Origin of the sequence: Kineothrix alysoides, from assembly GCF_000732725.1 — a bacterium.
GTDB lineage: Bacteria > Bacillota > Clostridia > Lachnospirales > Lachnospiraceae > Kineothrix > Kineothrix alysoides.
Map to the genome: position 1 here is coordinate 580823 of NZ_JPNB01000002.1, position 23202 is coordinate 604024.

22 protein-coding genes are annotated in these 23202 nt (G+C 44.1%); 6 read left to right on the plus strand and 16 right to left on the minus strand.

Annotated features, from left to right (window positions below; all coding sequences use genetic code 11):
• Positions 1-36: 36 nt before the first annotated feature.
• The 7 genes from rpiB to CC90_RS0113650 form a co-directional block, all read right to left on the minus strand.
• On the minus strand, positions 37-489 hold the full coding sequence (rpiB, locus tag CC90_RS0113620) for a ribose 5-phosphate isomerase B (RefSeq protein WP_031391322.1): 453 nt from the start codon (positions 487-489) through the stop codon (positions 37-39).
• A 24-nt stretch (positions 490-513) separates the two neighbouring features.
• Positions 514-1575 (minus strand): L-threonylcarbamoyladenylate synthase, encoded by a 1062-nt coding sequence (locus CC90_RS0113625; protein ID WP_031391323.1) that lies wholly within the window; start codon positions 1573-1575, stop codon positions 514-516.
• A 196-nt stretch (positions 1576-1771) separates the two neighbouring features.
• Positions 1772-2008 (minus strand): hypothetical protein, encoded by a 237-nt coding sequence (locus CC90_RS0113630; protein ID WP_031391324.1) that lies wholly within the window; start codon positions 2006-2008, stop codon positions 1772-1774.
• Positions 2005-2406, minus strand: a complete 402-nt coding sequence (locus CC90_RS0113635) for a sigma-70 family RNA polymerase sigma factor (RefSeq protein ID WP_242843308.1) — start codon at positions 2404-2406, stop codon at positions 2005-2007. Before CC90_RS0113635 ends, CC90_RS0113630 begins: the two co-directional genes overlap by 4 nt.
• Positions 2396-3250: a hypothetical protein gene (locus CC90_RS0113640; protein ID WP_031391326.1), complete on the minus strand. Its 855-nt coding sequence runs from the start codon at positions 3248-3250 to the stop codon at positions 2396-2398. Before CC90_RS0113640 ends, CC90_RS0113635 begins: the two co-directional genes overlap by 11 nt.
• A gap of 168 nt (positions 3251-3418) precedes the next feature.
• The gene (locus CC90_RS0113645; protein ID WP_242843309.1) at positions 3419-4144 is read right to left on the minus strand and encodes an N-acetylmuramoyl-L-alanine amidase; all 726 of its coding nucleotides are present in this window, start codon (positions 4142-4144) and stop codon (positions 3419-3421) included.
• Between the two features lie 68 nt (positions 4145-4212).
• Positions 4213-5907, minus strand: coding sequence for a glycosyl hydrolase family 18 protein (locus CC90_RS0113650; protein ID WP_031391328.1), 1695 nt, complete (start codon positions 5905-5907; stop codon positions 4213-4215).
• Between the two features lie 801 nt (positions 5908-6708).
• On the opposite strand from CC90_RS0113650, the gene CC90_RS0113655 reads away from it, so the two are divergent.
• On the plus strand, positions 6709-7491 hold the full coding sequence (locus tag CC90_RS0113655) for an adaptor protein MecA (RefSeq protein ID WP_031391329.1): 783 nt from the start codon (positions 6709-6711) through the stop codon (positions 7489-7491).
• A 61-nt stretch (positions 7492-7552) separates the two neighbouring features.
• On the opposite strand, the gene CC90_RS0113660 is transcribed toward CC90_RS0113655, so the two are convergent.
• Positions 7553-7744: a DUF1858 domain-containing protein gene (locus CC90_RS0113660; protein WP_031391330.1), complete on the minus strand. Its 192-nt coding sequence runs from the start codon at positions 7742-7744 to the stop codon at positions 7553-7555.
• Between the two features lie 262 nt (positions 7745-8006).
• On the opposite strand from CC90_RS0113660, the gene pflB reads away from it, so the two are divergent.
• From pflB to CC90_RS0113685, 5 genes are all read left to right on the plus strand, one after another.
• Positions 8007-10046 (plus strand): formate C-acetyltransferase, encoded by a 2040-nt coding sequence (gene pflB / locus CC90_RS0113665; protein WP_031391331.1) that lies wholly within the window; start codon positions 8007-8009, stop codon positions 10044-10046.
• A gap of 34 nt (positions 10047-10080) precedes the next feature.
• On the plus strand, positions 10081-10284 hold the full coding sequence (locus tag CC90_RS0113670) for a hypothetical protein (protein ID WP_031391332.1): 204 nt from the start codon (positions 10081-10083) through the stop codon (positions 10282-10284).
• Positions 10285-10304: 20 nt separating this feature from the next.
• Complete coding sequence (gene grcA3, locus CC90_RS0113675) at positions 10305-10550, plus strand: autonomous glycyl radical cofactor GrcA3 (protein ID WP_031391333.1); 246 nt, start codon at positions 10305-10307, stop codon at positions 10548-10550.
• 74 nt (positions 10551-10624) lie between these two features.
• Positions 10625-11386 carry a pyruvate formate-lyase-activating protein gene (gene pflA / locus CC90_RS0113680; protein WP_031391334.1) on the plus strand — a complete coding sequence of 254 codons (762 nt, stop codon included), beginning with the start codon at positions 10625-10627 and terminating at the stop codon, positions 11384-11386.
• A gap of 276 nt (positions 11387-11662) precedes the next feature.
• Positions 11663-11833 carry a DUF362 domain-containing protein gene (locus CC90_RS0113685; protein ID WP_031391335.1) on the plus strand — a complete coding sequence of 57 codons (171 nt, stop codon included), beginning with the start codon at positions 11663-11665 and terminating at the stop codon, positions 11831-11833.
• Positions 11834-11865: 32 nt separating this feature from the next.
• Here CC90_RS0113685 and CC90_RS0113690 read toward each other — a convergent pair whose 3' ends face one another.
• The 8 genes from CC90_RS0113690 to CC90_RS0113730 all read right to left on the minus strand — a co-directional run bounded on the left by CC90_RS0113690 (position 11866) and on the right by CC90_RS0113730 (position 23199).
• Positions 11866-12612, minus strand: a complete 747-nt coding sequence (locus tag CC90_RS0113690) for a helix-turn-helix domain-containing protein (RefSeq protein WP_031391336.1) — start codon at positions 12610-12612, stop codon at positions 11866-11868.
• A 193-nt stretch (positions 12613-12805) separates the two neighbouring features.
• The gene (gene dnaB, locus CC90_RS0113695) at positions 12806-14134 is read right to left on the minus strand and encodes a replicative DNA helicase (RefSeq protein WP_031391337.1); all 1329 of its coding nucleotides are present in this window, start codon (positions 14132-14134) and stop codon (positions 12806-12808) included.
• Positions 14135-14170: 36 nt separating this feature from the next.
• Complete coding sequence (gene rplI, locus CC90_RS0113700) at positions 14171-14620, minus strand: 50S ribosomal protein L9 (protein ID WP_031391338.1); 450 nt, start codon at positions 14618-14620, stop codon at positions 14171-14173.
• A 46-nt stretch (positions 14621-14666) separates the two neighbouring features.
• Positions 14667-16712 carry a DHH family phosphoesterase gene (locus CC90_RS0113705; protein ID WP_031391339.1) on the minus strand — a complete coding sequence of 682 codons (2046 nt, stop codon included), beginning with the start codon at positions 16710-16712 and terminating at the stop codon, positions 14667-14669.
• A gap of 182 nt (positions 16713-16894) precedes the next feature.
• Positions 16895-17917 (minus strand): LacI family DNA-binding transcriptional regulator, encoded by a 1023-nt coding sequence (locus tag CC90_RS0113715; protein ID WP_031391340.1) that lies wholly within the window; start codon positions 17915-17917, stop codon positions 16895-16897.
• Between the two features lie 78 nt (positions 17918-17995).
• Positions 17996-19900, minus strand: a complete 1905-nt coding sequence (locus tag CC90_RS0113720) for an alpha amylase N-terminal ig-like domain-containing protein (RefSeq protein WP_031391341.1) — start codon at positions 19898-19900, stop codon at positions 17996-17998.
• A gap of 15 nt (positions 19901-19915) precedes the next feature.
• On the minus strand, positions 19916-22306 hold the full coding sequence (locus CC90_RS0113725) for a glycoside hydrolase family 31 protein (protein ID WP_031391342.1): 2391 nt from the start codon (positions 22304-22306) through the stop codon (positions 19916-19918).
• A gap of 11 nt (positions 22307-22317) precedes the next feature.
• A complete protein-coding gene (locus tag CC90_RS0113730; protein ID WP_031391343.1) occupies positions 22318-23199 on the minus strand; it encodes a carbohydrate ABC transporter permease in 882 nt (293 codons plus the stop codon).
• Positions 23200-23202 lie beyond the last annotated feature (3 nt).

A 23202-nucleotide genomic window follows, 5' to 3' on the forward strand; every position in this document is an offset into this window, starting at 1 on the left:
ACCTCCTGTGTATGCTGTTGTAAAATATTTTTATATTCAATTTAAAAGTTCATCTTCCAGCGCCGCAATCTTGGTAACTCTCCGGCGGTGCTTCTCTTCTTCGGAAAATTCCGTATGGAGAAATGCATCCACAATTCCAAGCGCCAGATTAGTCCCTACGATACCCGCTCCGAGAGCAAGCATATTCGCATCGTTGTGCTCTCTTGTCAGCCTTGCAGAAACCGTGTCCGAACAAAGCGCACAGCGAATACCCTTTACCTTGTTCGCAGTAATGGATATTCCGATACCCGTGGTGCAGATGACGATTCCCGTCTCGCACTCTCCCGACGCCACCGCTTCTGCCGCAGCCCGCGCGTACTCGGGATAATCACAGGAATCCAAACTCCTGCAGCCGAAATCCTTGTATGCAATACCCTGCGCTTCCAAGTATTTTATTATTTCCAGTTTCAGACCATATCCTCCATGGTCACATCCTAATGCGATAGACATAAGCGCCTCCTTATTCATACTATTTTATATATTTTCTATATGATGCCCTGCCGCTTTCAACAGCCGGTTCATAATAGCTTGTCCTATTCCCCCATTCTCCGAAATCCCATCAAAAGCCTCGGAGTAAATCACCGTTACATCCTCATCGTCAAATTCACGCAGTATCCGATAAAGCGTCCTGGCGATGGACTCCTCATCCTCCCGCCTTCCCGCACTTTTTATGCTGTCCGCACTGTAAAGGGAAACAGTGGCATCCGTCCCGATAATTCCAACCTTTTCTCCCCTTTTTCGCATGTCCGCCGCCCTGTCGTTTATCTCCCGCACCACTTTTCCCTGAAGCCCTGTGATAATGGTCAGCCTGCCTTTGGGAGCGTAATGTCTGTACTTCATTCCCGGAGCCTTCGGCGCTTTTCCCGGGCTGCCGCCCAATATCGTCTCATCCACCTTCACTTCCCCCAGAATCTTTTCCAACATTCCTTTCGTGATATAGCCGGGGCGCAGTATCATAGGAGTCTCTTCCGTCAGATCTACAATTGTGGACTCTAATCCAATGCCCACCTCACCGCCGTCGATGATCATCTCTATTCTGCCGTCCATGTCCTCCGCCACATATTTGGCGATGGTAGGGCTTGGTTTGCCGGAGATATTGGCGCTTGGTGCTGCAATATATCCGCCGGATGCCTCTATAAAGGCCAGCGCTGTTTTATGCTCCGGCATCCGAATAGCCACCGTATCCAAACCGCCGGTAGTGGCATAAGGAACCTTATCCGATTTATTCAATATGATAGTAAGGGGACCGGGCCAGAAAGCCTCCGCCAGCAGTTTCGCCGTCCGTGGAACCTCTTTTACGATAGGTCCCATATCCTCCAGCTTACATATATGCACGATAAGAGGATTGTCCGAGGGCCTGCCCTTGGCACGATATATTTTCCCCGAAGATTCCTCATTCAATGCGTCCCCCCCCAGTCCATATACTGTTTCTGTGGGAAAGGCCACCAGACCGCCGGCTCTGATAATATCCCCGGCTCTTTTTAAAGCTTCATAATCTATATTTTGTTCATCCATACGGATTATTTTCGTTTCCATTTAAATTCACCCCGTATAGTATACCACAATCGTTTTTTTTTGTCTCTATTTATGTATGGCAAATTGTAACTGTAAAATTGTAATTTGCCGAGAACAAAAGATGTGCTGCGCATCTATGTTTTCTGTAATAGGAGCACTTTTCTATTAATATCCATATAATATCGATATCATCGCCCATGATTTCATAAGCCGCATACTACTCCTGCCTGGACAGCTGTATCTGAGCGGAACTGCCCTGATTCCTTGCCATCATAGGCACAAAAATGCATAGGCAGAGAACCACAGCGGAAGCAATCGATAAGTTTCTATAAGAAAGGAACTTTTTCCTTTTCTGTTCCTTTACTTCTTCCTCTTTCATCGCCTTTTTGGTTTTCTCCAACAGTTCTTTCGTGACATGTATCCGGGATATTTCCTCTTGATACTGGTCTTTCATATATCTACATCTCCTTTTAGCATTTCCTTCAGCATTTCTCTCGCTCGGAATAATTGTGACTTTATCGTAGATTCTTTTTGCCCTGTTACCTTACCTATCTCTATTATTGACAGCTCCTCATAATAAAACAGATATATCACATACCTGTATTTCGGTGGCAGCTTGCCTACTACAGCCGTTACCGGAACCCCTTCTTCCACGGTCTGTCCGATTTCCGGTGTATCCATCGGATATACGTTTTTGTTCCAATATTGAGCAAAATGTTTTTTACAGCAGTTGATCGTCACTTTTATGAGCCATGCTTTTACATGCTTCCAAGTCTGTAGATTATGGACATGTTTTACCAGCCGTACGAATACTTCCTGAAAAATATCATCCGCATCTTGCTTATTTCCCATCTGGGACAATGCCAGCCGGTACACCATATCGGCGTACCGTTCTATGGCACCCTCCGCTTGCCAGGTAATCGGTTCTCTTCTGCTCCGCTCTTTTTGCATCCCAGTCGATTTCAAACTGATAGAATGCTTCCAATTCCTCCAACAGTTTGGGCGTTTTTCCCGTAACGCTGCTTTCATCCACTGTGGTCGTTACCAATACCATCTTGTCTTCCAGCTCAACCAGATAGTAGGTTACAAAGAACGTAATATATTTGTCATCCCAGCTATCGTATTCACAATACTCTACTGTAGCTCTCGCCGCATTTTCCCCGATTTCTTCCACTTCACTCTTTACCAAATCCTTGTAGTCGGCGGTATAAAAAGGATCAAAGCGTTCCTCTAAATAACATTCCAGATTTTCCGTGACCAGATAATCTTCCATGTTATATTGAATGTAAGGCTCCAGCTCCACCTCTAAGGTAACTCCAAATGCCGTGCTGTAGGCATTGCTTCTATTAACGCTTGCGTAATCCGCTTGAGGAATATAAACCGTTATCTGCTTTTTCTCCATTTTTCCGGTTTCTTTATTCTCTTCGCTGTCCGTTCTCAATATTTCATCATACAGATATGTGAAACCTTCATAACCGTCGATATCCTCCTGCCCAAGTACCGGTGTCTCGGAAGCGGTCTCTTCCTTTTCTTCCGTTTCTTCCTCTTTTGTATCCTCTTTCACTTCTGCATCTCCGTCAACTTCTACTTCTGTTCCCGTATTGGCAGTCGGTACCGGCAGCTTCAATGCTCCGCAGCCCCACATACCTACTGCCATGCAGCTCACTATCAAACACATCACTATCTTTTTTTTCATTTTCTTCCATCCTCTCAAGAATATATTTTTTGTTTCTCTACTTTAAATACTTTTGAGCGTTTGAAAAGGTTGCATAAATAAATTTTTTTATATTTTTAAAACAAAAACAACAGGAATGCCGCCGTCTGCTTCGGCTTCTCCCTGCTGCCCTGTACCATAAACTTATTTCTATTTTTGTGAATTCAAATATTGTAATACCCCCATATGTACCGCCCAAGCCGCCTTTTCCTGATAAATCTCCGAATTCAGCTTCTCTGCTTCTTCCTTATTAGAAAGAAACCCGCACTCCACAATAACAATAGGAACCGAAGTCTTTTTTAATAAGTAGTAACTATCATTCGCCTTCGCTTCCCTTTTATTTTCAGGGTCCACACTAACGATAAAACAGTTCTGTATCGTCTTTGCAAGCGCCTTTCCCGTTTCACTGCCTGTATAATAAAAAACCTGCGCTCCATGCACATATTCTTCCTGGTAACTATTCTGATGAATGCTTATTACAATTTTCGGCTGCGCCTCTTCAATAATGGCAATTCTGCGTTTCATGTCCTGAACCTTTTTATTGGAAGCGTTCGCATCGTACAAGCCACCCTCATCCGTCCTCGTCATAACCACCTTTATATCCTGTGCCTCTAAGAATTTCTTAACAAGATTTGCAATCTTAAGGTTAACGTCTTTTTCCAAGACTCCATTAATGCCCACCTTGCCAGGATCCGTTCCCCCATGCCCCGCATCGATAACAACACAGATTTCCTCAGGGCTGCCCTTGCTTTTTCCCGAGAGAACTTTGTCCGCATTAACATAGGCGGCACTCTCCCTCGCCACAAAATACATGGACACCAGAAGAATTGCCGCCATCACAATACCTAAAATCTTTTTCTGCTTTTCATCTATCATTGATATCCTGCTTATATTCCTGCCGTTACTTCAATCTATGAAATATAAGAAAGAAAAATGAACACTTTCTATTTGTTCAGGTAATTCCCGATCACATCCCATACGGATGCTTTTTCAAATCCCAATTTCCACTCCGCCACGCCGGCAATATCGTATTTTTGCATGATGTTCAGCTTGACTTCTATGGATTGCTCGTCCTCCAGCCATACCTGATAGAAGCTGTCGCCTTCTTGTATCTCGCCGTAGTTTTGGCAAGTCTCCTCATCCCACCTCGTCTCGATGTTATGATTTTGCACGAATTCCTCCGCAAGATCCATTCCCACCGCCTGGCTGGTGAGCTCGGCGCCCTTTGTCTCCCATATTCTCGTATAGAATGGAATTGCGTTGATTACCTTTTGGGCTGGTACCTGCTCTACTGTCTTCTTGATCCCGTTCTCCACAAAACCGATAGAAGCTACGCTTCCCGCTTCGGAGCTTCCTTTATAATATTCGTCGTAGCCCATAATGACTACATAGTCCGCCACTGCTCCCTGTTCCTCCCTGTCATAATGATCCGTGTAGCCTGTAGGAACATAATTATCCACCGAAAGCACAATTCCATTCGCCCTGCAGGCAACGGACAGTTCCCTGATAAACTGTATGAAATGCTCACCCGCATCCTGACTAATTTCCTCGAAATCCACATTGATTCCGTCCAAATCATATTCCAAAGCAGTACTTATCAAATTTCCAATGAGATAGGTTCGCTTGCTCGTATAGGATAAGACCTCATACGTATCTACCGTTTCCTTATTCGTAAAGTTATCTATAAGCCCCCATACCTCAATTCCCTGATCATGTGCTTTTGACACATAGTCCCTGGTAGCAAAGCTTGTAAAGTTCCCATCGTTGTCGCTTAGCGCAAACCATGTGGGTGAAATCGTATTAATTCCCTTGGTTTTCTCCAAGGCAGAGGCAAGTGTGTCATTTCCTGCCGTTCCCGCAACTGCATGCCATGCCAGATTGATTTTATAGGGCTTGGAAATGTTCGCATATATCGGCTCCTCATAGTCTGTAACCGGAATAGGCGACTGCGTACCGTAGTTGTCTAACTGCTTGTTCTCTACATAGCCGATAAAAGCATCGGAAGTCTTTACCTTGCTCCATTTCTCCATTTCCTCGATGACCGTCACAGTGTCACCCTCAGCCACATCCGTTAAAATCGGGCTCTTCACTCCGCCCTGATAGCGTACTGCCGTATCCTTGGTAAGCTGGGCTGTCTTACGGTCCTCCCACTTCGTAAAAATCTGCACATGGTTGGGATCGGTAAAAGCTTCATATGAAAAATTCGCATATTTTTTCACATAGTCTATCGCTATATAAAAGGTATCCCCTTCATATCTGGATATAACATACTCCTCAGAAGTATCGCCGGCTGACGTGCTGTACTGAGAAGAGCCGATCTCGCTTCGGACCGTCTCCTGCGGCAGGGTAAGCAGCAATAAGCCTTCGTTCCCATCTTCGTAAAATCTGTCATTAAAATACTTATGAACCGTTGCTAAATCGAGATAGTAAGTCCCCTCGATCAGCCTGGCCGATTCCTCGATCAGCTCGTCCTGCAAAATAATCGGCACCTCGTCGGCGCTTTCTATCGAAAAGTATTCGTCGAGATCCTTTCTCTCCTTCGAATACGAGTATTTATCCATAATCTTTATACCAACACTTATTGCAATAACCACGATAATAAGGACGACCGCAGTTATTGCCGGAATCAATTTCTTCATTTATCCAGCTCCCTTCCAATCGTCCTTTATTATAACAAACTATTTTAATACCGTCATTACCAAATTTGACTTTTTAATACTTTTTGTCGGCTTTTTATTATGTTTCGTCAGGCACCTATTTCACTGCACCTTACAGTCTCGGGGGTCTTCCTGTTTGATGCAACAAAGCCTAAGCTCATTTTTGCGCAGAGAATGATTGTTACCCTTTTTATGACCAACAGCAAAACCGTGATATATTTTTTGTAAATTTTCTTATACTTTTCGATAATTTGACGATAATAAACAGTGACGGAATGTCTGGACGTGTATCAAATAAATGGTATAAAAATAAAATTGTCCCTTTTTTAAAAAACTATACGCGAATTATAATATTGTGAAAATTAGTTGGAAAATTTTATTTGACGGACAAGCACATAAGCTTGTAAGACATCCTCCATACTATGTAAGAGGATAAGAATTGGAATATTAAATCACTATTAAATCTGTGAAAGATATTCCAATATATGCTTTAAAATGATACAATAAGTATATAAAAACTGCTATGCCTCCTTCCGATACTGACTATCCGGAGACATCCCGCAGTAGTAATTATAACCAACTTTTCCGGATATTTCAAGTAAAACTTGAAGGAAAATCCATTTTTTATTAAAATTTATTAAACACTGAATCAACTCTATTGACTTAAACTTAGGTTAAGTATAATATACATTTAACTGTAAAGTATTATTCTTTAGGGTTAATAGGTTCAGGTTAGTCACAAGATAAAACAATGGCAGTATCTTATAGTAAGGATGTGATAACATGAAAATTGAAAAAGTTAACGACCATCAGATTCGCTGTACACTTACCAGAGAAGATTTAGCCGACCGTGAATTAAAGATCAGTGAACTCGCATACGGAACCGAAAAAGCGAAAAATCTGTTTCGAGATATGATGCAGCAAGCATCCTTTGAATTTGGATTCGAGGCTGAGGATATTCCGCTGATGATAGAAGCAATTCCACTGAATTCAGACTGTATCGTTCTTATCATTACGAAGGTGGAGGACCCGGAAGAACTGGATACACGTTTTTCCAAATTTGCTCCTTCAGTTCACGATACGGAAGAAGAACTCGATGAAATGATAGACAGTCTTTCCGAAGGTGCCGATGACGTGCTTGATTTGTTCAAAAAAATTCACGATGGCAATTTTTCAAGCACACAGGAGGATGCGGAGGAAATTACCGCTAATCCAGACATGCCGCAGAAGAAAGGTACCAAGAAACCTGAACTCTCCGTTCATGAGAATTACAACCTGACGAGAATCTTCTCTTTCGATTCCCTCGGTGTGGTTTCCCGGATTTCTCACCTGCTGGCTCCCAACTACAGCGGAAGCAATTCTCTATACAAAAATGACACCAATCGCCGTTATGTGCTGTTAGTGGCTAAAGGCAGCCATACGCCGGTTGAATTTAACAAAATATGCAATATTTTATCTGAATACGGAACCAATGAAAAATATGCTCTTGCTACTGAAGCATATTTAGAAGAACATTTTGAACCCATTATAAAAAATAATGCAATACAGTCGTTAAGTCAAATATAAACACAAAGGAAAGAGGTGCATCGGATTACCGATACACCTCTATTTCATGTAAATGGATACTTTATGCCTCTGCGACTTTTTCCATCAGGTCATCTATTTTTATGCCATGAACCATAGCCGCTTCTTCCAACGTTTCTCCTTGAGCGGAAGGGCAACCTAAGCAGTGCATTCCTATTTCCATAAGAATTGGTGCCACATTAGGATTTATTCTCAATATTTCTCCAATGGTCATATCCTTCGTTATCTCTGCCATCTTTTCTACCTCCTTTTGTATAAAAAATGTTTTCTGGGAAAACTACTAATAGTATAATACTTTCTCCACCTTCTGGCAACCTATTCCGAATTCTTAATAATATTAACAAAATGTTTATATTTGAACTGTCATAACGCCTGAATGTTCCTAAAAAAGTACATTCCGTCGCTTGACGCAGTAAGAGGCTTTCACTTATAATGAGTGTGCCCGAATTGCATAATTAAAAAACTAATCATATAACAAAGTAGGAGGCTTATTTAAAATGAGACCAGAATGGAAAGACTTTGTAGGCGGCAAATGGGAAAATGAGGTCAACGTTCGCGACTTCATCCAGAAAAATTATCATCCTTATGACGGAGATGAATCCTTTTTAGCTGACGCTACACAAAACACAAAAGACTTATGGAACATGGTACTTGATTTGCAGAAGAAAGAGCGTGAAGCCGGCGGTGTTCTCGATATGGACACGAAGGTTGTATCCACCATCACTTCTCACGGACCGGGTTACTTGGACAAGAGCAAAGAGACGATCGTCGGTTTCCAGACAGACAAACCGTTCAAACGTTCTTTACAGCCTTACGGCGGTATCCGCATGGCAGAAAAAGCTTGCTCCGATAACGGCTACGAAGTAGATCCCGAAATCAGCGAATTCTTCTCTACTCATAGAAAAACACACAATGCCGGCTGCTTCGACGCTTATAACGAAGATATGAGAGCATGCCGTTCTTCCCATATTATCACAGGACTTCCAGATGCTTACGGACGCGGACGTATCATCGGCGATTACAGACGTATCGCACTCTACGGCATCGATAGATTAATTGAAGACAAACTGGCTCAGAAGGATTCGACCGGACGCGTTATGACCGACGAGGTTATGCGCCTTCGCGAAGAGATTTCCGAGCAGATCGTAGCTCTTAAGATGATGAAGAAAATGGCTGCTTCTTACGGCTGCGATATTTCCAATCCGGCTACTAACGTAAAGGAAGCTATTCAGGCAACCTACTTCGGATATTTATGTGCAGTAAAAGAGCAAAATGGTGCTGCTATGTCCCTCGGACGTACTTCTACCTTCATCGACTGCTTCGCAGAAAGAGATTTGGCAAACGGAACCTTTACCGAAGAGCAGATTCAGGAGTTTATCGACCATTTCATTATGAAGTTAAGATGCATAAAGTTCGCTCGTACTCCTGAGTACAACCAGATTTTCGCAGGTGACCCTGTGTGGGTAACAGAATCCATCGGCGGCGTTGGTGTTGACGGACGTCACATGGTATCGAAATCTTCTTTCCGTTACTTGCACACGCTGACTAACCTGGGTGCTTCTCCGGAACCGAACCTGACTGTTCTCTGGTCTACAAGACTTCCCGAGAACTTCAAGAGATACTGTGCTAAGATGTCCATTCAGACTTCTTCCATACAGTATGAAAACGATGACCTTATGAGAGTAACACATGCGGATGATTACGGTATCGCATGCTGCGTATCTTCTATGGTAATCGGTAAAGAAATGCAGTTCTTCGGCGCACGTGCTAACCTCGCAAAATGCCTGCTCTATGCCTTGAACGGCGGTGTGGACGAAGTAACAAAGAAACAGATAGGCCCGAGATACCGCAAGGTGGAAGGCGACGTTCTTGATTACGATGATGTAATAAGCAAGTTTTCAGATATGATGGAGTGGCAGGCAGACGTATATGTTAATACTTTGAATGTTATCCACTATATGCATGACAAATACTGCTATGAAAAAGCACAGATGGCTCTTCATGACAGAGATGTAAAGCGTTATTTCGCAACCGGTATCGCAGGATTGTCTATCGTTGCCGATTCCTTGTCCGCAATCAAATATGCGAAGGTTGAAGTAATAAGAGACGAAGACGGAGTTATCGTAGACTTCAAGACCACCGGTGATTTTCCGAAATACGGTAACGATGATGATCGCGTAGACAAGATTGCTCACGACATCGTTTCCAAATTTATGACTGCTATCAGAAGACATCACACCTACAGAAATGGTGTTCCTACCATGTCCGTACTTACGATTACTTCTAACGTAACCTACGGCAAGGCTACCGGAAACACACCTGACGGACGTAAGAAAGGCCAGCCTTTCGCACCCGGCGCTAACCCGATGCACGGACGCGATACACATGGCGCTATCGCTTCTCTCTCTTCCGTTGCAAAGCTTCCTTTCGAAGATGCACAGGATGGTATCTCCAATACCTTCTCCATCATCCCGGGAGCTCTCGGCAAAGAAGACAGAGTATTTGCCGGCGACATCGATTTGGATTTGAACAGCTAATTAACTATAAAACGAAACAAGAAAGGGGTTTGTTATGGATGAGAAAACAATGATTGACGATATTGTAAAAATGTTGGATTCCGGCGTGGCTCAAGGTGTAGGTCACATAAATGTGGACGTGGACAATTCTCAGGAAGAATCGAAAAACGTTCAGACTTTGGGATGTACAGACTGTTCCAGAACCCCGTTAGCATGCAGTGTTCCTACCTTGGAACAGGGCTTGGACGACTATCGATAAAGAAAAAGGAGATAAGTAAAATGGCAGATATCAGTGCAGCACAGGTTGATAACCTTGTATCATTATTAGACGGATATGCAACGAAGGGCGGACATCACCTGAACGTTAACGTTCTTAACAAAGACACTCTTCTGGATGCCCAGAAACATCCTGAGAACTATCCTCAGCTTACTATCCGCGTATCCGGATATGCAGTTAACTTCATCAAGTTGACTCCCGAACAGCAGAATGACGTTATTTCACGTACATTCCACGAATCCGTATAATTGCGCAAAAACAATTATCATCGAGGGCCTTGAAACCATTTCAGGGCCCTTTTTAAAAGAAAAGGAAGATGGACATGCAAGGCAGAATACACTCAATTGAAAGTTTTGGTACGGTGGACGGCCCAGGTACGAGATTTGTCGTTTTTTTGCAGGGCTGCCCTATGCGTTGCGCTTATTGCCACAATCCCGACACTTGGGAAATGAATGCCGGCAATCTCATGGAGCCGGAGGCAGTATTTGAACAATACAATAGGAACAAAGCCTTTTATAAAAACGGCGGTATGACGGTAACCGGCGGAGAGCCTTTGATGCAGATCGATTTTCTGATCGATTTATTCACCATCGCAAAAAGAGAAGGCGTTCATACCTGCATCGACACCTCGGGCATCACATACAAAGCGCAGAACACGAAGTGGATCGCAAAGCTGGATCAGCTAATGACCTTGACCGATCTGGTTATGCTGGATATAAAGCATATCGATTCCCTGAAGCACAAGGAACTTACAGAGCAGCCCAATGAAGATATCCTCGCATTTGCTGCCTATCTGAATGAAAAGCATGTGGATATGTGGGTTCGTCACGTGATTGTTCCGGGACTTACCGACGATGATAAGTATTTGTTCGACTTAGGATATTTCATCGGTCAATTCAGTAATCTGAAAGCGCTCGATGTGCTCCCTTATCACACGATGGGAGAAGCTAAGTATAAACAGCTCAATATAGAATACAAACTTTCCGGCGTTCCCGCTATGGACAAGAATAAGATTCCCGAGAAGAAAAAGGTAATACTTGAGGGAATCAAGAAGCGCCGTTCGGAACCCGGTCAGCCTCATTAAGGGCTATAAGAGGCTTTCTGGTTTTGTGTTAACATTGTTAACTGTTCACACAGTAGCTTAACACTTGCTGTTAAGCTGCGTAAGAACGTGATTCAAGAGATGATTTCTGCTTCGCGAAGCGAATTTAAATGCAGAAATCATGTGTTGCTGAGAACGGAGTGAACAGTAACTTAATATTTTATGTTTCACTTGTATTTAACCCGGTTTTATATTAAAATAAGGTATAGTTTGATAACAATTTATCAATAAGGATACATATTAAGGAGGAATATCATTATGGCATATGTAATTAGTGATGCTTGTGTAAGCTGCGGTTCTTGTGAAGGACAGTGTCCGGTTAGCGCAATCAGCGCAGGCGACAGCCAGTACGAAATTGATGCTAGTACCTGCATCGACTGCGGTTCTTGTGCAGGCGTTTGCCCTACCGGCGCTATTTCTCAGGGCTAATATTATTATAATAACGCTCCTTAAGCCTTCAATCAGACGATTGAAGGCTTTTTTCTTGCAGCGAGACGGCTTTGCTTCTCTTCTGCCTTCTCTTTCCTCCTTCCCTTTTTGCTGTAACTTCTAAGCAGTTCATCGATTTTCTTATAATGCTCGTCCTCTCTCCTGTTTCGCTCGGTTTCCCGCACTTCCTCCTTTTCCTCCTGAATCCGGAATTGATAGTCCATTTCCTTAAGGACACTTTCTTTAATATCGTCGCACAGCTCCTTGTTACTCTCCTTTACCGCCTCCGATATCATATGCTGCAAAAGTATTTGCAGCCGCATGCTTTTTTCTTCTCTTCCGATAGCTCCGAAACCAACGCTCTCCTGCCTTGCCTCGGTCAATTCCTTAGACGCGATGATCTCTATCATCTGTCCTCCGTGTTCTTTGCTCATTACAGACTCCGGCCCTTCGCTTTCATATGCTTTTCTCTTGTTCTCATTGGTCTTGTCCAATCTTTCGCCATGCAGCAGCCCGTTCTCAATCATTGAATTACCGCTTGTGCGTTCCAACCTGCCATTTCGGACCACTACCCGGATTGCCTTGAGCTGCAGGCCCTGCTCCTTCAGATTTTTTACCTCCTTAAAGCACTCCACATCTTCTTCCGTATAGTATCTATGTCCCAGCTCGTTTCTCTTAATCGGAATTCCAAGCTCCTCCTCCCAATAGCGGAGCACGTGGGACTCTACCTCCACCAGCTTTGCTGCATCCGAAATTAAATAGCGTGTCTGTCTTTCCATTCTTTTTTCTCCTTTCTGTCTTCCTATATTTTCCGGTTTATTTTTTCGACACTTTCCCTCCGCTATATACTTTGTTGAATTTTGTATTTTATCGGATTATTTTGTCAACCATATACATAAAAAGAGGACTGTATACTATACATGTCCTCTTTTGTAATCTTATCTTCTTATTTTTAGAATAAAATATAGATTATCATTTCTGCATATTGGCGAACTTGGTATACTCCGGCAACCAGACCAAATCTATCGTTCCGATCGGTCCATTTCTCTGCTTTGCCACGATAATCTCTGCAATTCCTTTTTTCTCAGTATCTTTGTTGTAATAATCATCTCTATAAATAAACATAACCACATCGGCATCCTGCTCGATGGCTCCCGACTCCCTAAGGTCCGACAGCATCGGCCTATGGTCCGGTCTCTGCTCTACCGCACGGCTAAGCTGGGATAAGGCCAGCACCGGAACGCTAAGCTCTCTGGCCAATGCCTTTAATGAGCGGGAAATATCCGAGATTTCCTGCTGTCTGGAATCTCCCTTGCCGCTTCCCGACATCAACTGCAAATAGTCGATGATAATCATTTTAAGCCCGTGCTCCAACTTGTACTTTCTGCATTTGGAACGCAGCTCCGCAATACTGATACCAGGCGTATCATCTATGATCAGATTCGACTTGCCGATAACTCCGGCTGTCTCAATCAGCTTTTCCCAATCGCCGTCAGACAAACTTCCCGTCCTCAGCTTCTGCGCATCAACCCTGGATTCCAAGGAAAACAAACGGTTGACCAACTGCTCCTTGGACATTTCCAGACTGAACACAGCTACGGTCTGATTCAGCTTGAAAGCCACATGCTGAGCGATATTCAGCACGAAGGCTGTCTTTCCCATGGACGGTCTGGCCGCGATGAGAACGAGGTCGGAAGGCTGCATTCCGGCCGTCCGGTAATCCAAATCGATAAATCCCGTGGCAATACCCGTAACGCTCCCTTTATTTCTGGAGGCCTTCTCGATTTGGTCCATGGCGTTCATGACAATCTGGCGAATCGGTACGAATTCTCCCGTATTTCTTCTCTGTACCAGATTGAATACGCGCTTTTCCGTATCCTCCAGGATTACTTCCAGACTTTCCTTCCCTACGTAGCATGTATTGGCTATTTCTTCGTTTAATTTTATCAACCGGCGTAAGGTGGCTTTCTCCGCCACGATATTCGCGTAGTATTTGATATTGGCAGAAGTAGGCACCGCGGTGATCAAGTCCCTGATATATTCCAGACTGCTCATCTCCGCCGGAATATCCTTTTCCTTCAGCTTGTCCTGCAGTGTTACTAAGTCTACCGGCTTCCCTTCATCATTCAGTTCTATCATAGCCTCAAATAGAATCCCGCACTGCTTGCTGTAGAAATCATCCTCCGTCACTATTTCGGAGGCTACAACAATCGCTTCCCTATCCATAATCATAGCGCCTATCACGGATTGCTCGGCTTCTATACTATGGGGCAGTACCCTTTTGAGCAATGTTTCTTCCATTGCTGCCACTTTTCATCCTCTCACTTTTCGTATCTTTTATTTTTCTTCCTGAACCTTTACTTTCAGCTTACCTGCTACCTTCGGGTGCAGCTTTACGGATACCTCGTATGTACCAAGACTCTTTATCGCTTCCGGCATCTGAATCTTCTTCTTGTCAATTTCCATTCCGCACTGACTCTTGGCAGCCTCCGCAATTTCCTTTGAGGATATGGAACCGAAGGTCTTTCCGCCTTCTCCTGCCTTTATCGTCAGGACGACTTCCTGCTTTTCCATTTCTGCCGCGAAGTCTTCGGCAGCCTGAAGCTGTTCTGCCGCTATTTTTTCTTCGTTGGCTTTTTGCAGCTTCAAGTCGTTAATGTTCTTGCCTGTAGCCTCTAATCCGAGCTTCTTGGGAAGCACGAAATTTCTCGCATAACCGTCGTTCACTTCCACAATCTGCCCCTTCTTGCCCAAGCTCTTCACATCTTCTATCAAAATAATCTTCATATCTGTCAATATACTCCTTTCAAGTTTTGAAAACCTTTGACTGAGCTTATATCTCGCCGTTTTCAATCATCGTATCTAATGTATGCTTAATGATGCCGATGCCCTCTGCCAGGGACCTGTCCTCCATCTGGCATCCGGCTATATTCATATGTCCTCCGCCGCCCAGCCTTTCCATAATAATCTGAACATTGACTTCATCGATAGAGCGTGCACTGACATAAATCTGGTTCTGGTATTCGGTCAAAATAAAGCTGGCCTTCACGCCTTTAATATTAAGCAATTCGTTGGCTGCCTGCGCTCCCGCCACCGTAGGATTCAAAACATCGTCTCCCGTGCAGATGGAAATCGCATACGCATTGCGGTAAATCTCCGCCTGGCTGACTGCGTCCGCCTTTGCCTTGTAGTCTGCAGCATCCTCTCTGAACAGCTTGCGCACTCTCGTAACGTCCGCGCCGTTTCTTCTGAGAAATGCCGCTGCCTCGAAGGTCCTTACTCCCGTCTTCGTCATGAAATTGTTGGTATCTATCATAATGCCCGAATACAGACAGTCCGCTTCGGTGCTCGTAATCTTTATATTATCTCCGATATATTGCAGAATCTCCGAAACCATTTCACAGGTGGATGATGCGTATCCTTCCACATAAGAAAGCGTCGCATTTTCAATAACCTCCGTACCCTGCCTATGGTGGTCGAATACCACGATGGATTTGCACAAACGAAGCATTTCCGGACAATCCGTGATGCTCGGCTTGTTCACATCCACCACTACCAGCACCGCATTATTTCCTACCATCTCGATAGCTTGCTGGCTGTTGATAATCAGATCATCAGCATATTCGGGATTGTTCTTGAACATCTCGACCATAGGCTGCAGCGATGTGGTCACATTGTTGACGACGATGTGCACCTTGCGCTCCAGCGTGTGCGCGATCCGCGCCACACCTACCGCCGCTCCGAAGCTATCCACATCCGCATTCCGGTGTCCCATTACGATAACCTTGTCCTTGCCGGATATGATTTCCTTCAGTGCGTGTGCCTTTACCCTCGCCTTGACACGAGTATTTTTCTCTACCTGCTGGCTCTTACCGCCATAGTAAATGGTGTTATTGGGGGTCTTCACCACGGCCTGATCGCCGCCTCTGCCCAGAGCCAAATCGATGGCGTTGCGTGCGAATTCATAGTTCTGCGCATAGGTAAGTCCGTTCAGGCCAACACCTATGCTGATGGTTACCGCCATTTCATTACCGATATTGACGGTCTTTACATCTTCCAATAAGTCGAACCGGTATTCTTGAAGATAAGCGATTGCCTTCTTGCGCATGATAACGAGGAACTTATCTTTTTCTATCTTCTTGCAAATGCCGTCCAGACCGGCTATGTACTTATTTACTTTTCTATCGATCAGCGCGATTAAAAGAGAACGCCTTACCTCTTCCACACTTTCTAACGCTTCATCGTAATTATCGAGATAAATCAGGCCTACCGCAAGGCTCTGGTCATCCACCTCCTGAAGAGCGATCTTCAAAGCGGTTTCATCGAATAAATAAAGGGCAATCAAATAGCCTCCATAGTCTTCCACCTCGATGATATCGCTGCCCTCTTCCATATCCTTCAACGATATTTTCTTCAGCTTGGCCACATAATCGCTGTCCTCGAAGCTTATGCTGAATTCCACCTCATCCGCTTCACCGGGCAGCTTTTCCTTCGTAATCGTAGGGAACAGGGAAGTAATCGACTTGCGGTATCCCCTGCTCTTATGTACCGTCTTCTCGAAGGCCGCGTTCGTCCAGATAATCTTGCCCTCATCGTCCAACAGAGCGTGGGGCAAGTCCAAATCCCTGAGAAGCTTTCTCTGAATCTGTCCATATTGCGTAGCAAAACTGATCAGCTCGTTCATGATAACCGGCTTATTGTATAGCAAAAGCGATGAAACTACCGCGAAATAGAAAATAACAAAGCATGTGAGGACCAGCCCTGCGCGGTAATCGATCAGATAGATTCCTAAGTTTACGATAATTAATAAAATACCTAAATACACGGAAGTCTGCAAATATTTTTTTAATCTGCCTTTTAACTTAATGCTGTTTTTCATACCTTACCCTTTTCCCTGCGGGTATCATCTACCCGTTTGTAACACCCCATAACCTTGAAAAATACATTTCTTACAGTATAGCATTTTTTTCTTTGAAGTTCCATACTATTATTTAGTCGTTTTCTATCCTTTTACGACATATTATGTAAAATCAAAAAACAATGCCTGACGGCATTGCTTTTTTAGTCCGTGCCCGATAACTGCCAGACCGACTGTCTTTCCACTAATTCCACTTCAATTATCTCATTCATGGACAGCTTCTTCTTTTCCCTGATCATTTGAAACAGAGCCGCTGCCGCCCGTTCCGCTTTTACAGAAATGTTCTGCGATACAGTCGTAAGCTGCGGCGTAGAATATCTGCATTCCAGTAAATTGTCGAATCCGATCACGGATACGTCCTGCGGGACTCTTTTTCCGCTTAAGCGCAAACCCTGAATCAATCCTAACGCCAATATGTCCGCCGTAGCGAAGACAGCGGTGATTTCTTCCTCTGCAAACGCGATTTTTTTCCCTATGCCTACACCGCACTCGTAGGAAGTTCCAACGGCATGCTCACTTAAAATATTATTCTCATAACCGCATTCCCGCATCGCCTTCAAGTATCCGCCGTAACGCTTTTCAACTACATTTCCGTCGATATAGCACGGTCCAACAAAACAGATAGAACGATGGCCTTTGCTGATCAGATATTTCGTGGCGATATAGCCTCCTCTGAAATCATCTACGCCAATATTTACAATTCCTTTTTCTTCCGTATATGTATCGATAAAAACCATCGGCAGCTGCAATTGTTTCTTCAGTTCTCTCACTTCGTGGCTGTACGCTCCGAGAAAGACTACTCCATCTACATTCCACGTGTTGATTACCGGAATGATCTCATTACAGCTATCCACGCATCGTACCATCAAATAATATCCGTTCTTACGAATCCATTTTTCCAGCACTCCGAGTATTTCCGCGTTATAAGGACTTTGCAGAAAGTTCTCATTCTCAGACACATAAGGAATTACTACTCCGATAAGCTTTGACTCTTTCACTGCGAGACTTCTCGCTACTGCATTAGGAACATAATGATGCTTTTTAATGATCTCCTGAATCTCTTCAATCTTCTCGGCAGATACTTTTTTATAATTACCGTTAATTACATTTGAAACCGTTACACTGCTTACTCCGGCTTCTTTTGCAATATCCTTTAACGTTATCATACTAATGCTCCTTCAAAAATAGTTATTGTTAAGAACATTATACTCTATTTCCTTTGCAAAAAACAGTCGGCCTTTCTCCTATTTTTCTATGGGCACCGTTATCAGATAGCTTTGGTGGGGCTTTATGTGACATATTATTTTTCCATCCCTTTTTTCCGTATCCAAAGGAATGCCGAAGTAATCCTCTTTTTCCCGAAAATGCTCTAATCCATAATTCTCAATTGGAAGAATTATTTCATATTCTTTGTCATCCGTCGAACAAATAACAAAGATAACCTCCTTTTCCGTAAATCTGGAGAAAGCAAATATGTAATCCTTATCCCAAAAAACCTGAAATCCCCCGTCCTGCATAGCCTGGGAACTTCTCTTCAGCCGTGACAGCTTCCGGTAGAATTCATAAATCTCCGTAAATTCCTCCTTCCGGTTCCAATTCATGGGATAACGGCAGCTCTCTGTAGAATCGATACGTCCCTCCAAAAGGATTTCATCTCCATAATAAACATTAGGACATCCCGGCAATGCAAACATCATCATGACCGCCCCTCTGTGCTCCTCCGTGTTCACTTGAGGATTATTATAAAGCCTGGTCACATCATGGCTGTTCAGCAGGTTGAACATCTGATACTGTACGGAGCAGGGAAGTTTCGCATAAAATTGTGTAATTCTTTCCGCCAACTGTTTCGCCGTCATTTTACAGGTTACGCGGCTGAGTATCGGGTTCCTTACATGAAATAAATCGATTTCTCCTACAAATTCACGAATCGGCCGGGCACAGCCGTAATAATTCATCGTTCCGTCCCATGCGTCTCCTTTCAGATCCTCCGAACAGTCCGCCCAGTCCTCCGCCAACAAATAAATGTCGGGATTTTCGGACTTAAGTTCCTGTCTTATCTCCTTAAGAACTTCCTCATGTACATCCGTCACCTCGTTTCTCGCCAGACAATCCGCCACATCAAATCTCCAGCCATCGATTCCGTAAGGCTCTTTCATCCACTTTTTAAGTACGGAATTCCTGTTTTTATATACCTTTCTTCTCAACTCCTCAGACCCATAGTTGAGCTTAGGCATAGTCTTCACTCCGCACCATGTATCATAATTTCCCTTGTCGTCCCAAAAATAAAACTTGCGAAGCTCCGATTCCGGATTTTGATACGCTCCCACACAAGCTTGATAAAATTCGTTCTCTTTATTGAACCACTGTGCGGCGGAGCTTGTGTGATTGATTGAAATATCCAGCATGAGCTTCATCTCTCTCTCATGCATTTTTTTAATCAGCCTTTTCAGCGCTGCATCCCCGCCCAAATGAGTATCCACATGGTAATAATCCAGACTGTCATATTTATGAACCGAGGGGGATGCGAAAATAGGATTCAGATATATGGCATTTACGCCAAGCTCCGACAGATAATCCAGCTTCTTGATGACTCCCTCCAGGTCTCCCCCATAAAAATCCAGAGCGTGCGTCTGCCCATAGTCTACAGCTGGTGTATTCCAATTCTTTACCCGAATGGCAGGATGCCCCTGATAGCTGTATTCCCCGTCCTTCACGCTGATCTTTTCGTTTCCGTTGAAGAACCTGTCAGGGAAAATCTGATAAAAAACAGATTCCTTTATCCATTTGGCCGGATGATAGTCCGCAAGTATCACAAAGTCCCTCGATTCATCGGGAATATGATCCGTGATACGGTGCTGCGTATAATAATAAATTTTCTCTTCCGTAACCAAGTAGAATTGGTAGCGGTATACCGGATCGTTTATCCGAACCTGTGCCTTATAATAATCCAATCCATTTTTCATTTTAAACAACTTCATCTCGGTTAATTTTTCAATTCCGAATTCTTTAGAACGCAGAAGCACATGCTTTACACTTTGATTTTTCAACATTCTGATTTGTATATCGACCCGCTCACCCTTTGCAGGATAAGGCTCGCTGACGTAATGTCCTGTCCCATCGGAATAGACGCTTTGAAGCCATTTTTTCATAAGATGTGTCCTCTCTCATTCTTCCTCAGCAAGCAGCAGTTCATGAATTGCTCCGTATAGCTCAGCATTTATATTTAAGCTCAGCAAGCCTGTCAAAGCCCTGCCGCATGTGTTTTTTGTGATGATATTATAAATCTTCTCTTTTTCGGTATATTCAATTTTAGCCTTATCCAGCAGCAGAAAGCATCTCTCCGGTACTTTATTGTTTCCTAACCGCATGCCCCCTTGAAAGGATATACTAATCTCTTCATCAACTCCTGCCTCTAATTCCAGCACTGCTTCATTCCTTATCGCTTCATAGTAAAACGATAGTTCTGCTAATGTGCCATCTCTTTTTACCCATATCGTCTCCGGTTTTTCAAATCCAAGGAAGCGGATCCGGTATTTTCTTCTCTCCGGTATTAATTTCAAGTCGCCGTTTGCTCCATGGATCCGAAGCTCTCCGGCGTTCCTGTAATCCAGCTCAAACTGCGTGGTTACATACTCTCCCTTTTCAAAAAGCAGGCTGATACCATCGTCCTCATATAATTCGAATTCTCCGTCCGCCCCTGCGGCTACTATCAATTCTAATAAGTCCCGGTTATCCGCACCGTTTCTTCTCTTCTCATCTCCATTCAGCGGTACAATGGCTCCTGCCTTAAGAAGAACAGGCATTTCCCCAATCCCCCGGTAAAGGTCTATCCTGCGCCCGCCTCTGTAAATCATGCCGGTGAACCAATCGATATAGGTACCCTCCGGTATCCAAGCGTTTGCTTTAGCCACCCGTATTGCATCGATAACAGGCTCAGTAACGGGAATGCAAATCATCTGGGTTCCAAAAAGGTATTCATTCGGCATACGATACGCTTCCTCTTTTTCCGGGTACTCATAATATAAAGGTCTCAACAGAGGAATCCCTTCCGAGGAAAAAACCTTGTTCATTGTATACAGATAGGGAATCAATTGATGCCTCAGCCGCAAGTACTTCGTAATGATCATATTAGTCTCCAAAGAATAGTTCCATGGTTCCTTATGATTGAAAGGGCTTGCCGAGCTGTGTATACGGCAGATAGGGGAAAACGCTCCGAACTGAACCCAGCGGATCTGCAATTCCTCATCGTATGCTCCCAGCATATGGCCGCCAATGTCATGGCTCCACCATCCGTATCCAATATTAGCCGCCGTCGCCGTAAAATATGGCTGAAATTTCAGGGTTTCCCACGATATAATAGAATCGCCGGAAAATCCCACCGGATATCTGTGGCTTCCGACTCCACCATATCTGGACAGAATCAACGCCCTCTTATTTTCCTTTCCATTGTCCAAATAATGATAGTGGTTAAGAAGCCATAGCGGGTCCACTCCCGGCAGCCCGCTTTTTTCCCCCTGCTGCCAGTCCACCCACCAGAAATCCACTCCCATCACTTCGTTAGGAGCATGCAGATATTGAAAATATGCCTCCAGAAATTCAGGATCAGAAATGTTGAAGTCTATGGGCTCCCGCCTCTTCGTATCCATACCGAGGGCTCCTGCCATTTCATCATAAGCCTCCTCATATGGCAAAACTCCTTCTGCCGGATGCACATTGAGAGATACCTGAAGCTTTTTTTCATGGAGCCATGTAAGAAGCCTCTCCGGTTCCGGAAACAATTCTCGGTTCCACGTGTATCCCGTCCATCCGCTCCCTTCGCCGGAAGCAATTTCGGTAATATGCCAGTCCATATCGATTACCGCCACGGACAGCGGAATTTCATTTTCTTCGAACCTTTCTATCAGCGCTTTATACTCCTCTTCCGTATATTTGTGATAGCGGCTCCACCAATTACCGAAGGCGAATCTGGGAAGCATAGGCGGCTTCCCTGTCAGCCGAAAAAAATCCTTCAGGCATTCCTGATAGGCATGACCGTATCCAAAGAAATAAATATCCTTGCCGATGCTTTTTCTGCCCGTCAGTTCACCGCTTTCTTTAATTAAATAGGAAGTGCTGTCATCCAGAACAGAATACCCCTGCCTCGAAATAATACCTTCCTCCAGCGTTATCGCACCGTCCGCTTCGTCCAGGGTCCTGGCGGTGCCCTTTAGCGTCAGGGCCTTATCAGTCCATTTCCAGCTTCCGATATACCTGCCCGCCTCGTCCTTTATTCTGATTGTCAGGAAATCCTCCGCTTTACTGTCCTTATTATATTTAAGGCATATCCGCGCAGTTTCCAGAAACAGGCTTTCCTCCGACTCCTCCAGGCAATAATCCACGGCAGGAAACTTCCGGAACCATACCGCCTGTGTAGGCGCGTCCACGAAGTCTTCTTCCCTGTTATATTCTATCCTGAAAAGCGCAGGGGTCAGCAATGTAATGCGAAGCTTCCCGCGGTGTACTATATTTTCTTCCAATGCCCTTCCTTCGGCATCAATTCTATATATTTTCTTCATTCGTCCTTCTCTCACTCCTTAACGGCTCCTACCACGAGTCCCGTAGTAAAATATTTCTGCAGGAAAGGATAAATCAATAACAGCGGTATGACGGATACGACTATCTTTGCCGAATTCAGCGTCTTTTCGGATACCGCAAGAAATTCTTCCAGCTTTTTAATATCAGTTATTTTTGAAATATCAAAGGTGGTAGCTATCATTTGTATATAGGTCTGCAAGGGATAGTTATGCACCTTCGTTATGTACAGAATTCCGGAAAAATAATCATTCCAATGCCCTACAATACAGAAAAGCACAATAGTAGCTATGCAAGGCTTCGATGCCGGTATAAAAATATTCCATAAAATCTGAAATGGGGTAGCACCGTCGATCTCCGCCGCTTCTTCCAGAGACTTCGGTACGCTCCTGAAAAAGTTCATCATCAGGATAACATTTCCCGTGCCCACCGCTCCCGGAAAAATCAAAGACCAGATGGTATTGATCATTCCCAGCTTCTGCACTACCATGTATGTAGGAACCATGCCGCCGTTGAACAGCATAGCAAATATCACGAATTTGATGTATATTTTCTGCGCACCGAATTCTCTTCGGCTCTTGGATAAAGGATAAGCCATGGTAATCACTAAAAATATATTGAGCGAGGTACCTGCCATCACCCGTAATACCGAAATGAGAAAGGATCTCCAAAACTGTTGGTCATTCAATATCTTCTGATAAGAACTCAGTGTGAAACTCACCGGTATAATGCCTACCTTACCGGCTGTAGCCGCCGCGCTGCTGCTAAAGGATAACGCCAACGTATTCAGCAGCGGAAGAAGGCAGCTTAGGCCCATCACTACCACCACCGCGTAAATGAATACGGTCAGTAAATCTATTTTTTTCCGCTTTTTCATCTT

What these genes read in the sequence shown, in the direction of transcription:
- rpiB (WP_031391322.1), bottom strand. Translation starts at nt 489, where the DNA reads ATGTCTATCGCATTAGGATGTGACCATGGAGGATATGGTCTGAAACTG.
- CC90_RS0113625 (WP_031391323.1), bottom strand. Translation starts at nt 1,575, where the DNA reads ATGGAAACGAAAATAATCCGTATGGATGAACAAAATATAGATTATGAA.
- CC90_RS0113630 (WP_031391324.1), bottom strand. Translation starts at nt 2,008, where the DNA reads ATGAAAGACCAGTATCAAGAGGAAATATCCCGGATACATGTCACGAAA.
- CC90_RS0113635 (WP_242843308.1), bottom strand. Translation starts at nt 2,406, where the DNA reads ATGGGAAATAAGCAAGATGCGGATGATATTTTTCAGGAAGTATTCGTA.
- CC90_RS0113640 (WP_031391326.1), bottom strand. Translation starts at nt 3,250, where the DNA reads ATGAAAAAAAAGATAGTGATGTGTTTGATAGTGAGCTGCATGGCAGTA.
- CC90_RS0113645 (WP_242843309.1), bottom strand. Translation starts at nt 4,144, where the DNA reads ATGATAGATGAAAAGCAGAAAAAGATTTTAGGTATTGTGATGGCGGCA.
- CC90_RS0113650 (WP_031391328.1), bottom strand. Translation starts at nt 5,907, where the DNA reads ATGAAGAAATTGATTCCGGCAATAACTGCGGTCGTCCTTATTATCGTG.
- CC90_RS0113655 (WP_031391329.1), top strand. Translation starts at nt 6,709, where the DNA reads ATGAAAATTGAAAAAGTTAACGACCATCAGATTCGCTGTACACTTACC.
- CC90_RS0113660 (WP_031391330.1), bottom strand. Translation starts at nt 7,744, where the DNA reads ATGGCAGAGATAACGAAGGATATGACCATTGGAGAAATATTGAGAATA.
- pflB (WP_031391331.1), top strand. Translation starts at nt 8,007, where the DNA reads ATGAGACCAGAATGGAAAGACTTTGTAGGCGGCAAATGGGAAAATGAG.
- CC90_RS0113670 (WP_031391332.1), top strand. Translation starts at nt 10,081, where the DNA reads ATGGATGAGAAAACAATGATTGACGATATTGTAAAAATGTTGGATTCC.
- grcA3 (WP_031391333.1), top strand. Translation starts at nt 10,305, where the DNA reads ATGGCAGATATCAGTGCAGCACAGGTTGATAACCTTGTATCATTATTA.
- pflA (WP_031391334.1), top strand. Translation starts at nt 10,625, where the DNA reads ATGCAAGGCAGAATACACTCAATTGAAAGTTTTGGTACGGTGGACGGC.
- CC90_RS0113685 (WP_031391335.1), top strand. Translation starts at nt 11,663, where the DNA reads ATGGCATATGTAATTAGTGATGCTTGTGTAAGCTGCGGTTCTTGTGAA.
- CC90_RS0113690 (WP_031391336.1), bottom strand. Translation starts at nt 12,612, where the DNA reads ATGGAAAGACAGACACGCTATTTAATTTCGGATGCAGCAAAGCTGGTG.
- dnaB (WP_031391337.1), bottom strand. Translation starts at nt 14,134, where the DNA reads ATGGAAGAAACATTGCTCAAAAGGGTACTGCCCCATAGTATAGAAGCC.
- rplI (WP_031391338.1), bottom strand. Translation starts at nt 14,620, where the DNA reads ATGAAGATTATTTTGATAGAAGATGTGAAGAGCTTGGGCAAGAAGGGG.
- CC90_RS0113705 (WP_031391339.1), bottom strand. Translation starts at nt 16,712, where the DNA reads ATGAAAAACAGCATTAAGTTAAAAGGCAGATTAAAAAAATATTTGCAG.
- CC90_RS0113715 (WP_031391340.1), bottom strand. Translation starts at nt 17,917, where the DNA reads ATGATAACGTTAAAGGATATTGCAAAAGAAGCCGGAGTAAGCAGTGTA.
- CC90_RS0113720 (WP_031391341.1), bottom strand. Translation starts at nt 19,900, where the DNA reads ATGAAAAAATGGCTTCAAAGCGTCTATTCCGATGGGACAGGACATTAC.
- CC90_RS0113725 (WP_031391342.1), bottom strand. Translation starts at nt 22,306, where the DNA reads ATGAAGAAAATATATAGAATTGATGCCGAAGGAAGGGCATTGGAAGAA.
- CC90_RS0113730 (WP_031391343.1), bottom strand. Translation starts at nt 23,199, where the DNA reads ATGAAAAAGCGGAAAAAAATAGATTTACTGACCGTATTCATTTACGCG.